We start from the raw sequence: 12,608 nt of genomic DNA on the forward strand, positions 1-12,608 counted from the left end.
CAGTCGTTCTGAGAAAACTCTGCAAGTTCCAGAAGATATACACTAAGGTGGAGCAACTCAGAGTGGAATTTTGGATGGTTGCCACGTAGGGAAGCTATGGAATTAATCAGTTTAATTGCACCGGTCTTCGCGGTGATCTTGACGGGGTACGTGTTTTCTTGGACGAATCTTCTGGGTGAAGACACGTCAGAAGCTCTGGTGCAGTTTGCGGTTTACGTCCTGATCCCTGCCATCATGTTTTACCTGATTGGTCAGGAGGAGTTTGAGAACCTTCTAAACTACGGTTTCTACGTGTCGTATGGCGGTACGATACTGGCTCTTTTTGCCGTCCTGTTCATCGGTTTGAAGGCGCTGACGAGTTTTCAGGTCGGATCAGCAACCGTTTTGGCCTTTGCTGGCGTTGCCTCGAACACAGCGTTGGTTGCGCTGCCCATCCTCCATGCGATTTTTGGATCAAAGGGGGCGCTGCCGGCGGTATTGGCAAATCTGGTGGTCGCCATTCTGCTGTTGATCATGACCACCATTCTAGAAACCTCGGCCGGGCACAAGGCAAGCGCCAAGACACCCATTTACAAGATCCTTCTGAATGTTTTGAAAAACCCGATAATCGCGGCAACGTTGTTGGGCGTTCTTTACTCTTTCACAGGTATTGGGTTTTCTGACGCCGTTTCGGATTATTTAGAGCTTATGAGTCAGGCGCTTGCAGCTGTTGCGCTGTTTGCGATCGGGTTTACCACAAGTGTTCGCACGATTGTTCAGACTGGACCGATGATCCTGTTCTTGACGGTAGTAAAACTTCTCGTTGTTCCGGGGGTGGTGCTGCTTGCTGGGCATTTGATTGGGCTGGACCCGCTTTGGATCATTGCGGCGACGGTCTCTGCAGCAGCGCCCACGGCAAAGAGCATCTTTTTGCTGGCCAAACATTATGATCAGGAGCCGCAGCTCGCCGCTCACATCGTGTCGGCGACCTCGTTCCTGGCGGTTGGGACTTTGATCCTGTGGCTGTTTGTCCTGCATCATCTGCATCCTACCGCGTTCCAATTGAATTGAGTTCGCTCTACAAAGTTGCGATCTATTGATCACTTGGACGCAAGCAACAAGGTGCAGCAATGAACACCCCTTTGGGCGTAATCCTCGCAGGCGGCCTCGCCACCCGTATGGGCGGCGGCGACAAGGGTCTGTTGCAGATCGGGGGCCAAAGCCTGCTGTCTCATGTCATTGACCGGTTTGGCCCGCAGGTCGACGGTCTGGCGTTGAACGCCAATGGCGACCCCGAACGGTTCGCCGATCTGAACCTGCCGGTTCTGCCCGATACCATCGAAGGTTTCGCCGGGCCTTTGGCGGGTGTGCTGGCGGGGCTCGACTGGGCTGCTAAGCAAGGCGCCGACAGCATAGTCACAGCCGCCGCCGACACGCCGTTTTTTCCACGCGATCTTGTGGCGCGGCTGACCGACGCTGCCCAAGGGCAAACACATCCTCTGGTGCTGGCCACCACGCCGCGCACCGGGGATGAAGCGCTGAAGTCCGGCGGGAAAAAGCGGGTCAACAGGCACCCAACCTTTGGCCTCTGGCCTGTGGCGTTGCGCGATGATCTGCGGGACGCCTTGAATGACGGGCTGCGCAAGGTTGTGCTGTGGACCGACAAACATGACGGGCGTGAGGCCCTGTTCCCGGCGGACCCATTCGATCCTTTCTTCAACGTCAACACGCCCGACGATTTGGCGCGGGCGCAAAAACTGCTGGAGCAGGCATGAGGGTCTTCGGCGTCACCGGCTGGAAAAACGCGGGCAAAACCGGCCTAATGGAGCGGTTAGTGGCCGAGATTACCGGGCGCGGCTTCACGGTTTCGACAGTCAAACACGCGCATCACGCCGTCGATGTCGACCAGCCCGGAACCGATAGCTTCCGCCACCGAGAAGCCGGTGCGTCCGAGGTGCTGTTGGCATCCGGCAAGCGCATTGCGGTGATGCAGGAACTGCGCGGCGCACCTGAGCCGCCACTGGCTGATCTTCTGGCCCGGCTTCTTCCGGTCGATCTTATCATGATCGAAGGGTTCAAACGGGAAAACCACCCCAAGATCGAAGCGTTTCGGGCAGAGGCTGGCAATGCGCTGATGGCCGGGGAGAACAATACGATCCGCGCCGTCGCCAGCGATACGCCCCTGCAGGTACAGGTTCCGGTGCTTGATCTGAACAACACCGCCGCAATCGCGGACTTCATCTTGAAAGAGGTCGGATTATGACGCCGCCAAACTTCACTCCTCCGCCCCTGCGAAATGATTGTTTTGCCTTGCCTGCCGGGGTCAACTGGACACCTGTGAACGACGCGCTGGCTTTGTTGCGATCTCGGTTGACGGTGGTGACTTCGGTCGAAACCGCTCTGATCGGGCAGGCTGTGGGGCGGATACTGGCAGAAGACGTTTTCGCGAAACGTTCAAACCCGCCGCAACCGAACACGGCCGTGGATGGTTATGGGTTTTCCGGGGCTGCCCCCGAGGGTCCCCAAGTGATGCCGTTGCAGGATGGGCGCGCTGCGGCCGGTATTCCTTTTGATGGCGCGGTGACACATGGCAAGGCGCTGCGCGTGTTGACCGGCGCAGCGCTGCCTGCTGGTGTGGATACGGTCATACTGGAAGAAGACGTGACCGTTCAGGATGGTCACATCGCCTTTCACGGCCCGCTGAAACAGGGCGCAAATACCCGTAAAGCTGGAGAAGACGTGGCCGAAGGCGATTTGGCGCTGCCTGCCGGGCGCAGGTTGACCCCCGCGGACATGGCCCTTCTTTCGGCCACAGGAATTGCCGAGGTCTCTGTGCGCAAAACGCTTCGGGTTGCGGTGCTTTCAACCGGGGATGAACTGGTCGAGCCTGGAAACTCTGCCGGGCCCGGCCAAATATTTGACGCCAACCGTCCGATGCTGTTGTCGATGATCGCGCGGCTGGGCTATGAGCCGGTGGATATGGGGCGCGTGTCCGACGACCGGGAAGATCTGCGTGACAGGCTGGACAAGGCGTCGGAACAGGCCGACGTCATTCTGACCAGTGGAGGCGCGTCCGCCGGGGATGAGGATCACGTCTCGGCCCTGTTGCGAGAGGCCAGTGCGATGCAGGAGTGGCGCATTGCGCTAAAGCCCGGCCGCCCATTGGCGCTGGGTATGTGGAACGAAACGCCCGTATTTGGCCTGCCGGGTAATCCCGTCGCTGCCAAAGTCTGTACGTTGATCTTTGCCCGCCCTGCGCTGGGTCTGATGGCGGGCGAGGGCTGGTCCCAGCCGCAGGGGTTCGACCTGCCAGCCAATTTCGAAAAGCGCAAAAAACCGGGGCGGCGCGAGTACTTGCGGGCCCGTGTCCGAGACGGTCGGGTCGAGGTTTTTGCCTCGGAAGGGTCGGGTCGTATCAGCGGCCTTAGCTGGGCCGAGGGATTGGTCGAGATTCAGGATGGTGCATGCCACATCAGGCCGGGCGAACTGGTGCGGTTTATTCCCTATGGCAGCTTTGGGCTGTGATCAATCGAAGGTACCTGCGACACGCCCCAGCAGCATGAACGCACGGGCGGTTCGCGTGTCGCCCAAAGCGGTCAGGTCCGCGTCGCTGGCAACCGGTTCAAATTCAACGATCATGTGATCAAAACGGCGTAGGAAATGATGCACGGCGTCCCGGAATATCGGGTCCTGCTTCATCCGCGCTGCCGTCAGTGCCAGCGAAGACCGGTCCCTGATCCCGCCCAACGCGGCAACCGCGCGGCCGCGCGCGCCCTGTGCGAATTGCCGCCAGATTTCGGGACGCGCCATATCCGGGCGCAGGTCATCCATATAGATGCCTTCCTGGCTCAGCAGGGTAAGCACGTCTTGCGAAGCCTGCACCAGTTGGGCGGTCTTGCGATCTCGTAGCGCCAGCCTAAGGGCGTCGAACCCTTCAGCATCATCCTGCGTTTCCGGGAAATTCAGCGCTCGAATGAAGGTATCGGTCGTCAATGGCGGCGCGATATCTTCGGCCGGGGTGCCCAGTTCCAAAGACGTCTGGTCGCCTGTGGCAACAGATGCTTCGCCGCGAACCGGCTCGGTCCGTTTCGACGAAAACGTCGCCAGCGCGGTTTCTGCTTTTTTGGCGGTCTCGGCGATTTCATCCAGCTTTTTGCTGACACCGGGTTCTTGCAAGCTGGCGGCGCGCTGTTGCTGAATCACGTAAGCCTGACGGATCGCATCTATCGCTGTCTGCAGCCGAGCGCTTTCTTCGCGCATGACGCGACTGGCGCGCATCGCCATAGCGGCGACCCAAATCATCGCCACCGGCATGAAAACGGCCAGCAGAGTCACGACGAATCCGCCGCCATCGACCTTGTCGGGAAGCACCAGAAACACAATCGACACGATCAGCCAAACCACGCTAAGCGCGACGGCAACGATCTCGATCTCGGTTACCGAAGGATGCGAAGGCTTATCATATATACCCAAAGGGGTTGGCCGTTCGGGATCTTGTTCGGGATTGGGCTCTGACATGGTCAAGGCTCCGGTCAGGCATACTCGATACTTAGAACTTCATAGGACCGCACACCGCCGGGGGTGCGTACTTCGACACTGTCGCCTTCTTCCTTGCCGATCAATGCCCGCGCGATGGGGGATTTGATATTCAGCAGGCCGTTTTCGATGTTGGCTTCGTATTCGCCAACAATCTGCCAGGTCTTTTCTTCGTCAGTGTCTTCATCCACCAGGGTGACCTTTGCGCCAAATTTGATCGCGCCGTTCAGTTTGGCGGGGTCGATCACATCGGCAAGCGACAGAATGCCTTCCAGCTCTTTGATGCGACCTTCGATGAAGCCCTGCTTTTCGCGGGCCGAATGATACTCGGCATTCTCTTTCAGGTCGCCCAGCTCGCGCGCTGTTGCGATGGCTTCGATGATCGCCGGGCGCTCGACGGACTTGAGGTTTTTGAGCTCCGCCCCAAGCGCGGCATTACCCGCAGGCGTCATTGGAATTTTTTCCATGTTCTTGTCGTCCACGCATAAATTGGTTCGCCCCGCCGCATGAGACACGCGTCGGGGCGATTTGATGGGTCGTCAATTAACTGACCCAAATGAGGCGTGAATTGCAAGGGGGCTCGGTCGCACAACGCGCGGATTACGGCCTATGGTGTTCGGGAAAAGTCTGAATCGCCAATACCCTGCCACGCTCGTGGCTCTCGGGGCATTGGCGATGAAGAATCTATCGGGTGTTTCCCAGAACGCCTTAATCGTAGCTAATCACTTCGAATTCGATGTCATTGTCGTCATTGAAATAGAACCGCCGACCCGGTTCATAATCAGCATGGGACTTGGGCGTAAAACCGGCGTCGATCACCTTCTGCTCGGTCGTGTCGATGTCTTCGACCAGAACGCCCACGTGGTTCAGCCCACCGACGATGTCATAGCTGCTTTCCCCGGACGGTTGTGGATCGCTGGGCGCGTAAAGCGCCAGATAGGTGTGCTTGGAGCCCACGTGAACCGTGTAACCGCCTGCAATTGCCGGGCCTTCCCAGCGTGTTTTCCAACCGAACACCTTGTGCATCCACGCAGCCGAGGCCTGCGGGTCGCGAACGGTGAAGTTGGTGTGTTCAAGTGTCGCCATCATGGGATCTCCTTCGTGTTTTGAGGCTTGTCCCGACTCACCATAATTCCTAAACCTAACTTTAGATCAAGGGATTTTTCAGGAGGATGTGATGGCGGCTTCGGAAGGGTTGGCAATTGGCGCATTGGCCCGACGCACAGGCTTGGCCGTTTCGGCGATCCGGTACTATGAGGCGCAAGGTCTGATATCGCCCTGGCGCAATGCGGGCGGGCAGCGGCGGTATCAGCGCGCAGATATCAGACGCCTGAGTTTTGTGATGATTGCGCAGCAGTTCGGCCTGACCTTGCCCGAGATCCGCGAGGTCCTGTCTGGCCTGCCTGGAAACCGCACGCCAACACCGCAGGATTGGCAGGACATCAGCAAGGGGCTAAGGGCCCATCTGGACCAGCGAATCGATACCCTGACGCGCTTGCGTGACAATTTGGATGGCTGCATCGGCTGCGGATGTCTAAGCCTGCCGAAATGCGCCCTCTACAATCCGGATGACCGCGCAAAATCTAATGGTAGCGGTCCCAGGTACCTGATGGGGGACTCACCCGAGGCATAACTGCCGCATTGCAGCAAAGTTACGCCGTGTTTTGATTGACCAAGGTGTTTGCGACCATGTAATCAGCCGTGAAACAAAATTGCGCAGAGCATGCTGTGAAAGCGCCAATTCGGAAAGTTAGCTAGGGAGCCCGCGATGGCCGAGATTGAACGCGAAGCGATGGAATACGACGTGGTGATCGTGGGCGCAGGCCCCGCGGGCCTGTCGGCGGCCATCCGTCTGAAACAGCTGGATGCCGACCTGAACGTCGTAGTTCTTGAAAAGGGCTCGGAAGTGGGCGCGCATATCCTGTCGGGCGCGGTTCTAGACCCTTGCGGGCTGGACGCACTGATCCCGGACTGGAAAGAAAAAGGCGCGCCGCTGAACGTTCCGGTGCATGAAGACAACTTCTACATGCTGGGCGAGGCGGGTAAGATTCGCATTCCCAACTTCCCAATGCCGCCGCTGATGAACAACCACGGCAACTACATTGTTTCGATGGGCAATGTCTGCCGCTGGATGGCTGAACAGGCGGAAGAGCTGGGCGTGGAAATCTTCCCCGGCATGGCGTGTTCGGAACTGGTTTTTGGCGACAATGGCGAAGTCAAAGGCGTCGTCGCCGGTGTCTTCGGCCTAGAGCCTGATGGATCATACGGGCCGCAGACCGAGCCAGGTATGGAACTGCATGGCAAGTACGTCTTCCTGTCGGAAGGTGTGCGCGGCTCGCTGTCCAAGGAAGTGATCGCCAAATACGACCTGTCTGCGGGCAAAGAAGTGCAGAAATACGGCGTGGGCATGAAAGAGATCTGGGAGATCGACCCGGCCAAGCACAAGGAAGGCTCGGTCACGCACACCATGGGTTGGCCGCTGGGCAGCAACGCGGGCGGCGGGTCATTCATCTACCACCTTGAAAACAATCAGGTCTATGTCGGTTTCGTGGTTCACCTGAACTACAAGAACCCGCATCTGTATCCGTACATGGAATTTCAGCGCTTCAAGCATCACCCGATGGTGGCCGAGCTGCTGAAAGGCGGCAAGCGCGTCGCTTACGGTGCCCGTGCGATCACCGAGGGTGGTTATCAGTCTATGCCCAAGCTGGTTGCGCCGGGCGTGGCTCTGTTGGGCTGTTCCGCAGGCATGGTCAACGTGCCGCGCATCAAAGGCAACCACAACGCGATGCTGTCCGGCAAAGCGGCGGCTGAAGCGGCGTTTGACGCCATCAAGGCCGAGCGTTCGGGTGATGAACTGACCGCCTATGAAACCGACGTGCGCGAAGGTGCAATCGGCGCAGACCTGAAGAAGGTGCGCAACGTCAAGCCGCTGTGGTCGAAATACGGCCTGACCGCCAGCCTGATGCTGGGCGGCATGGATATGTGGACTAACACGCTGGGCTTTTCGCTGCTGGGCACTCTGGGTCACGGCAAGAACGATGCTGAATCGACCGAAGAGGCCAGCAAGCACAAGCCCATCGATTATCCAAAGCCCGATGGCAAGCTGTCCTTTGATCGTTTGACCAACGTGTCCTTTGCGATGACCAACCATGAGGAAAGTCAGCCTTGCCACCTGAAGCTGGCCGATCCGGAAATCCCGGTCAAAGTAAACTTGCCCAAGTTCGACGAACCGGCGCAGCGCTATTGCCCGGCTGGTGTGTACGAGATGGTCGAGGATGAAGATGGCGCACGATTCGTCATCAACTTCCAGAACTGCGTCCACTGCAAAACCTGCGACATCAAGGACCCCAGTCAGAACATCACCTGGACCACGCCGCAGGGCGGGGATGGACCGAACTATCCCAACATGTAAGCGAAAACATGGGCAATGGCGGGGTCGTGAGGGCTCTGCCATTGCCTCTTTCCGGTCAAAGCCCTAGCTTGTTGTCCAGTCAACGATAGCAAGGCAGGATTTTGGTGGCTTCCCTCGTTCGTCGCGCGGCATTTGCCGCGCTTTTAACCTCGTCATTTGCATTCCCGGCGCTGTCGGACTCTGGCTCTGGGTCGTATCTGGCCGGGCGTCAGGCGATTTATCAAAGCGATTATATTTCTGCCGAGAAATATTATGCGCAGGCCCTGCGCGCCGACCCTGAAAATGGCAAACTTCTGGAAAACGTCGTTGTAGCGCGTCTTGCATTGGGTGAGATTGAGCGCGCGCTGCCGGTTGCGCAGTCAATTGAGGCGCTCGAACTACCAAGTCAGGCGGCAAAGATGGTCATTATGGCCAACCTGATCGACGACGGAAAGCTCGATGAGTTGCTTGCACGTGATCCTGAAACCCAAGGCGTTGGGCCATTAGTAGATGGCTTGGTTCTGGGTTGGGTCTATGTGGCGCAAGGTGCCATGACCAAAGCGATGGAAAAGTTCGACGAAGTTGGCACCCAAGAGGGGCTTCTGGAATTCGCGCTTTACCACAAGGCGTTGGCGCTGGCGTCCATTGGTGACTTCGAAGGGGCCGAAGAGATTTTTGCGGCAAACAACGGAGCGGTGTCGCGGTTCTCGCGCCGGGCGGCCTTGGCCCGGACCGAAGTATTGTCGCAGCTGGACCGCAACGAAGACGCCCTGCAATATCTGAAAGACGTTTTCGCGGCGGGCAGCGACCCATCCATCGAAGGTTACGTGGCGCGTTTGAAGGCGGGTGAAACGTTGCCATTTACACACATACAGTCGGCGCAGGACGGTATGGCTGAAGTGTTCTTTTCTGTCGGTGCCGCGCTCAGCAGCGAGGCGTCACAGGACTATGTACTTCTCTATGCCCGGATTGCCGCGTTTCTGAGCCCGGACCACGTGGACGCAATCCTACTAAGCGCCGAGTTGCTAGATGCACTGGAACAATATGACCTGGCCGTCGAAGCCTATCGTATGGTGCCGTCCACCAGCAGCGATTACCACGCGGCCGAGTTGGGCCGGGCCGAGGTTCTGAGCCGATCGGGAAAAACGGATGCAGCCGCCGAAGTTCTGCAGAACCTCGCGGCGCAAAGCCCCAGCCTGCCCAGTGTGCATGTAGCCCTGGCTGATCTGCAACGGCGGCAAGAAAACTATGTCGATGCCGTTGGGACCTATGACACTGCTATCGAACTGACCGAGCAGGGTGTCAGCGGCAACTGGTTTTTGTATTACGCCCGCGGTATCTCGCATGAGCGTCTCAAGCACTGGGAAGCGGCTGAGGCCGATTTCCGTCGCGCGCTGGAACTGAACCCTGATCAACCACAAGTTCTGAACTATTTGGGCTACTCGCTGGTCGAACGGCAGGAAAAGCTGGACGAAGCACTGAACATGATCGAACGCGCTGTCGCGGCGCGCCCTGACAGCGGCTATATTGTCGACAGTCTTGGCTGGGTTCTGTTCCGACTGGGCCGCTATGACGAAGCCGTCGCGCATATGGAGCGTGCGGTCGAACTGATGCCGGTTGATCCTGTGGTAAATGACCACCTTGGCGATGTCTATTGGGCCGTGGGCCGCGCGCGCGAAGCTGAGTTTCAGTGGAAGCGTGCTCTGTCCTTTGTTGATCCCGACGACACGGATGGTGAGGCCGACCCCGAGCGCATTCGTCGCAAGATTGAGGTGGGCCTGGACGCGGTCTTGGCCGAAGAAGGCGCCGATCCCCTGAAAGTCGCCAATGGCAATTGAGGGTTTTGCGCCCGCCAAGATCAACCTGACCCTGCATGTGACCGGCCGACGCGATGATGGATATCATCTGCTGGACTCTCTCGTCGTGTTTGCAGATGTCGGGGATAAGCTGGAATTCACGCTGGGGTCAGAGCTGTCGATGTCAGTGGCCGGTGAACACGCCAAGGGCGTTCCGGCGGACGACCGAAATCTAGTCTGGAAAGCTGCCGCCGCCGCTGGATGGACCGGGCATATCAACCTGAACAAAGCGCTGCCCCACGGTGGTGGCATTGGCGGCGGATCATCCGACGCCGCGGCGACATTGCGCATGATTGCAGATCAGGGTGTGGCTATCCCCAGCGAAACTGCCCTGACCCTTGGTGCGGATGTGCCGGTTTGCATGATGGCAAGGGCCACCCGGATGCGCGGCATCGGCGAGCGGTTGCAGCCGGTCTCACTGCCGCAATTGCCAGCGCTTTTGGTCAATCCTGATGTCGAAGTCCCAACCGGCGCCGTATTCTCTGCCTTGCAGAGCCGCGACAACCCGCCAATGCCTGATGAAATCCCGGTCTTTGAAACGCCCAAGGCATGCGCGGATTGGCTGCAGGAACAACGCAATGACTTGGAGCCACCGACAAAGGGCATCGCAGCCGAGGTTGCCCGGGTGCTGGATGATCTGTCGGATACGAAAGATGTTCTGCTGGCTCGGATGTCAGGTTCGGGTTCGACCTGTTTTGCGCTCTACCCAACCATGAAAGCCGCCCATTTCGCAGCTTACGAGATTGGCGCGGCGCACCCCGATTGGTGGTGCCGCGCCACGCAGCTTAATTGAGGCGCGAAACCACGTAGTCAGCCAGATCGCGCAGCAACGACCGGATCTCGTGATCCGGCAGCGCATCCAGCGCGGTCTTGGCTTTGGTGGCCCACCCAAACGCATCCGACCGTGTGGCGTCCAGCGTGCCGTATTTGTTCATCAGGCTCAGCGCATGGTCCAGATCGCCGTCTTCCTGACGGCCTCGACCAATTGTACGCTCCCAAAAGGCGTGCTCTTCCGGGGTGGCCTGTGCGATAGCCTTGATGACGGGCAAGGTCAGTTTGCGCTCGCGGAAGTCGTCGCCGACATTCTTTCCGGTCGCCTTGCTGTCCCCCTGATAATCCAGCAGGTCATCGGCAATTTGGAACGCAATTCCCAGCGCATCGCCGTATTCGTATAGCGCCTTAACCTGATCCTCAGCCGCGCCAGCAATCACGCCGCCCACTTCGGTCGCGGCGGAAAACAGCGCGGCGGTCTTGCCGCGCACGACCTGCAAATAGATTGCCTCGGTAGTGCCCAGATCGGTGGCAGCTGTCATCTGCAACACTTCGCCCTCGGCAATGGTGGCCGAGGCATTGGCCAGAATGTCCAGCACCCGCAGCGACCCGGTCTCAACCATCAGCTGGAAACTGCGGGAAAACAGGTAGTCGCCGACAAGAACGCTGGATTTATTGTCCCACAACAAGTTCGCCGTGGGGCGGCCACGCCGCTGTGCGCTTTCATCAACGACATCGTCGTGCAACAGGGTTGCGGTGTGGATGAATTCAACCGTCGCGGCCAGTCGCACGTGATGATCACCCGGATAGTCAAACATCCGGGCCGCCGCCAGCGTCAGCATTGGGCGCAGACGCTTGCCGCCTGCTTCAACCAGATGCGCAGTCACTTCCGGGATGCGCGGAGCGTGTTCCGAGGCCATGCGCGTGCGGATCAACTGGGTTACGGCGTCCATTTCGCCGTCCAGAATCTCTGCCAGGCGCTCATGCGGTTTCGAGATCGTGTCGATGTTCATCACTCTCCTGATACAAGGCTCGACTTCCGCCTTGCCTTGCCCTTACATCCATCCCCATGAAAGAACTTTTGCGCAGCACCGATCCGACGATTCTGGCCTTTGCTTCCGCCCTTCTTGAGGGCGAGGATATAGACTGCTTTCAGATGGACGTAAATATGAGCATCCTCGAAGGAGGCATAGGAATCTTTCCGCGCCGCCTGATGGTGCGGGTCGATGACCTGACCCGCGCAGAACGGGTAATGCGTGACAACGAAATCCCTCTGGGCAGATGAACCTGTTTTCCGATAGTGAATTGACCCAAAATGATTTTCTGGGCGGGCGCGTGCGTTTGCTGCAGCCACGCGCAGGGTATCGTGCAGGTGTTGACCCGGTTCTGCTGGCGGCGGCGGTCCCGGCGACACGTGGTCACACCGTGTTGGAACTGGGCTGCGGCGCGGGTGCCGCGATCCTGTGCCTGCTGGCCCGCGTGCCGGGTCTGCAGGCCGTTGGGGTCGAGTTACAGGCAAGCTATGCAGAATTGGCACGCCGAAACGCCGCGGAAAATGACGCGCCGCTGGAGGTAGTCGAGGCCGATATCAGTGCATTGCCAGCTACGCTCAAACAGCGGCAATTCGATCATGTACTCGCAAACCCGCCTTATTACCGTGCTGGCGCGCATAGCCCGGCCGATGACACGGGGCGTAGTATTGCGTTGGGTGAGCAAACGCCTTTGGAGACATGGATTGACTGCGCGGCCAAGCGCCTCGCGCCTCGCGGGTACTTGCATATGATCCAGAAAGCCAACCGTCTTCCCGACATATTGATGGCATGCGAAGGGCGGCTGGGATCGGTCGAAATCCTGCCACTGGCCGCTAGAGCCGGTCGCAAGGCAGAATTGGTAATTTTACGGGCCAGAAAGGGTGGGCGCGCCGATTTTCAGCTGCGTGCGCCAGTCGTATTACACGACGGGGATCGACACGAACGTGATGGGGAAAGCTATACGCCACAGGTCTCAGACGTATTGCGCAAAGGGGCCTCGCTGCCGGGGTTTACTGATCAATAGGCATTAACCAGCCGAAT

Annotated in this window: 14 protein-coding genes; 10 read left to right on the plus strand and 4 right to left on the minus strand. The window is 58.6% G+C overall.

The window, feature by feature from the left end; all coding sequences use genetic code 11:
* Nucleotides 1-96 precede the first annotated feature (96 nt).
* The 4 genes from AC2FID_RS13515 to AC2FID_RS13530 are packed head-to-tail and all read left to right on the plus strand — an operon-like array spanning nucleotide 97 to nucleotide 3,504.
* Entirely contained in the window at nucleotides 97-1,050 is a 954-nt protein-coding gene (locus AC2FID_RS13515; RefSeq protein ID WP_109312937.1) for an AEC family transporter, read from the plus strand.
* Between the two features lie 59 nt (nucleotides 1,051-1,109).
* Nucleotides 1,110-1,754: a molybdenum cofactor guanylyltransferase MobA gene (mobA, locus tag AC2FID_RS13520; RefSeq protein ID WP_496756509.1), complete on the plus strand. Its 645-nt coding sequence runs from the start codon at nucleotides 1,110-1,112 to the stop codon at nucleotides 1,752-1,754.
* Nucleotides 1,751-2,242 (plus strand): molybdopterin-guanine dinucleotide biosynthesis protein B, encoded by a 492-nt coding sequence (mobB, locus tag AC2FID_RS13525; protein WP_496756505.1) that lies wholly within the window; start codon nucleotides 1,751-1,753, stop codon nucleotides 2,240-2,242. The genes mobA and mobB overlap by 4 nt, the downstream gene beginning before the upstream one ends.
* On the plus strand, nucleotides 2,239-3,504 hold the full coding sequence (locus AC2FID_RS13530) for a molybdenum cofactor synthesis domain-containing protein (RefSeq protein ID WP_496837258.1): 1,266 nt from the start codon (nucleotides 2,239-2,241) through the stop codon (nucleotides 3,502-3,504). Before mobB ends, AC2FID_RS13530 begins: the two co-directional genes overlap by 4 nt.
* On the opposite strand, the gene AC2FID_RS13535 is transcribed toward AC2FID_RS13530, so the two are convergent.
* The 3 genes from AC2FID_RS13535 to AC2FID_RS13545 all read right to left on the minus strand — a co-directional run bounded on the left by AC2FID_RS13535 (nucleotide 3,505) and on the right by AC2FID_RS13545 (nucleotide 5,604).
* Nucleotides 3,505-4,497, minus strand: coding sequence for a hypothetical protein (locus tag AC2FID_RS13535; protein ID WP_058273571.1), 993 nt, complete (start codon nucleotides 4,495-4,497; stop codon nucleotides 3,505-3,507).
* Between the two features lie 14 nt (nucleotides 4,498-4,511).
* Nucleotides 4,512-4,982 (minus strand): transcription elongation factor GreA, encoded by a 471-nt coding sequence (gene greA, locus AC2FID_RS13540; RefSeq protein ID WP_058278909.1) that lies wholly within the window; start codon nucleotides 4,980-4,982, stop codon nucleotides 4,512-4,514.
* A 241-nt stretch (nucleotides 4,983-5,223) separates the two neighbouring features.
* The gene (locus tag AC2FID_RS13545) at nucleotides 5,224-5,604 is read right to left on the minus strand and encodes a VOC family protein (protein ID WP_058273569.1); all 381 of its coding nucleotides are present in this window, start codon (nucleotides 5,602-5,604) and stop codon (nucleotides 5,224-5,226) included.
* Nucleotides 5,605-5,692: 88 nt separating this feature from the next.
* Between AC2FID_RS13545 and soxR the strand changes: the two genes are divergently transcribed.
* The 4 genes from soxR to AC2FID_RS13565 all read left to right on the plus strand — a co-directional run bounded on the left by soxR (nucleotide 5,693) and on the right by AC2FID_RS13565 (nucleotide 10,558).
* Nucleotides 5,693-6,148, plus strand: coding sequence for a redox-sensitive transcriptional activator SoxR (gene soxR, locus AC2FID_RS13550; RefSeq protein ID WP_058278822.1), 456 nt, complete (start codon nucleotides 5,693-5,695; stop codon nucleotides 6,146-6,148).
* Nucleotides 6,149-6,283: 135 nt separating this feature from the next.
* Nucleotides 6,284-7,930: an electron transfer flavoprotein-ubiquinone oxidoreductase gene (locus tag AC2FID_RS13555; RefSeq protein ID WP_496837261.1), complete on the plus strand. Its 1,647-nt coding sequence runs from the start codon at nucleotides 6,284-6,286 to the stop codon at nucleotides 7,928-7,930.
* 104 nt (nucleotides 7,931-8,034) lie between these two features.
* Nucleotides 8,035-9,747: a tetratricopeptide repeat protein gene (locus AC2FID_RS13560; RefSeq protein WP_496837263.1), complete on the plus strand. Its 1,713-nt coding sequence runs from the start codon at nucleotides 8,035-8,037 to the stop codon at nucleotides 9,745-9,747.
* Entirely contained in the window at nucleotides 9,737-10,558 is an 822-nt protein-coding gene (locus AC2FID_RS13565) for a 4-(cytidine 5'-diphospho)-2-C-methyl-D-erythritol kinase (RefSeq protein WP_496837265.1), read from the plus strand. Before AC2FID_RS13560 ends, AC2FID_RS13565 begins: the two co-directional genes overlap by 11 nt.
* Here AC2FID_RS13565 and AC2FID_RS13570 read toward each other — a convergent pair.
* The gene (locus AC2FID_RS13570; RefSeq protein WP_496698727.1) at nucleotides 10,551-11,549 is read right to left on the minus strand and encodes a polyprenyl synthetase family protein; all 999 of its coding nucleotides are present in this window, start codon (nucleotides 11,547-11,549) and stop codon (nucleotides 10,551-10,553) included. The two genes, AC2FID_RS13565 and AC2FID_RS13570, sit on opposite strands and share 8 nt — an antisense overlap.
* A gap of 56 nt (nucleotides 11,550-11,605) precedes the next feature.
* Between AC2FID_RS13570 and AC2FID_RS13575 the strand changes: the two genes are divergently transcribed.
* Together AC2FID_RS13575 and AC2FID_RS13580 are read left to right on the plus strand one after the other, a co-directional pair.
* Nucleotides 11,606-11,821 carry a putative signal transducing protein gene (locus AC2FID_RS13575; protein WP_496837267.1) on the plus strand — a complete coding sequence of 72 codons (216 nt, stop codon included), beginning with the start codon at nucleotides 11,606-11,608 and terminating at the stop codon, nucleotides 11,819-11,821.
* Nucleotides 11,818-12,591, plus strand: coding sequence for a tRNA1(Val) (adenine(37)-N6)-methyltransferase (locus tag AC2FID_RS13580; protein WP_496698729.1), 774 nt, complete (start codon nucleotides 11,818-11,820; stop codon nucleotides 12,589-12,591). Before AC2FID_RS13575 ends, AC2FID_RS13580 begins: the two co-directional genes overlap by 4 nt.
* Nucleotides 12,592-12,608: the final 17 nt, after the last annotated feature.

The sequence above is a fragment of the Ruegeria sp. CDSC068 genome (assembly GCF_059610545.1).

Bases quoted from the DNA above. Each gene is read 5' to 3' on its own strand.
- AC2FID_RS13515 (WP_109312937.1), top strand. From the start codon at position 97: ATGGAATTAATCAGTTTAATTGCACCGGTCTTCGCGGTGATCTTGACG.
- mobA (WP_496756509.1), top strand. From the start codon at position 1,110: ATGAACACCCCTTTGGGCGTAATCCTCGCAGGCGGCCTCGCCACCCGT.
- mobB (WP_496756505.1), top strand. From the start codon at position 1,751: ATGAGGGTCTTCGGCGTCACCGGCTGGAAAAACGCGGGCAAAACCGGC.
- AC2FID_RS13530 (WP_496837258.1), top strand. From the start codon at position 2,239: ATGACGCCGCCAAACTTCACTCCTCCGCCCCTGCGAAATGATTGTTTT.
- AC2FID_RS13535 (WP_058273571.1), bottom strand. From the start codon at position 4,497: ATGTCAGAGCCCAATCCCGAACAAGATCCCGAACGGCCAACCCCTTTG.
- greA (WP_058278909.1), bottom strand. From the start codon at position 4,982: ATGGAAAAAATTCCAATGACGCCTGCGGGTAATGCCGCGCTTGGGGCG.
- AC2FID_RS13545 (WP_058273569.1), bottom strand. From the start codon at position 5,604: ATGATGGCGACACTTGAACACACCAACTTCACCGTTCGCGACCCGCAG.
- soxR (WP_058278822.1), top strand. From the start codon at position 5,693: ATGGCGGCTTCGGAAGGGTTGGCAATTGGCGCATTGGCCCGACGCACA.
- AC2FID_RS13555 (WP_496837261.1), top strand. From the start codon at position 6,284: ATGGCCGAGATTGAACGCGAAGCGATGGAATACGACGTGGTGATCGTG.
- AC2FID_RS13565 (WP_496837265.1), top strand. From the start codon at position 9,737: ATGGCAATTGAGGGTTTTGCGCCCGCCAAGATCAACCTGACCCTGCAT.
- AC2FID_RS13570 (WP_496698727.1), bottom strand. From the start codon at position 11,549: ATGAACATCGACACGATCTCGAAACCGCATGAGCGCCTGGCAGAGATT.
- AC2FID_RS13575 (WP_496837267.1), top strand. From the start codon at position 11,606: ATGAAAGAACTTTTGCGCAGCACCGATCCGACGATTCTGGCCTTTGCT.
- AC2FID_RS13580 (WP_496698729.1), top strand. From the start codon at position 11,818: ATGAACCTGTTTTCCGATAGTGAATTGACCCAAAATGATTTTCTGGGC.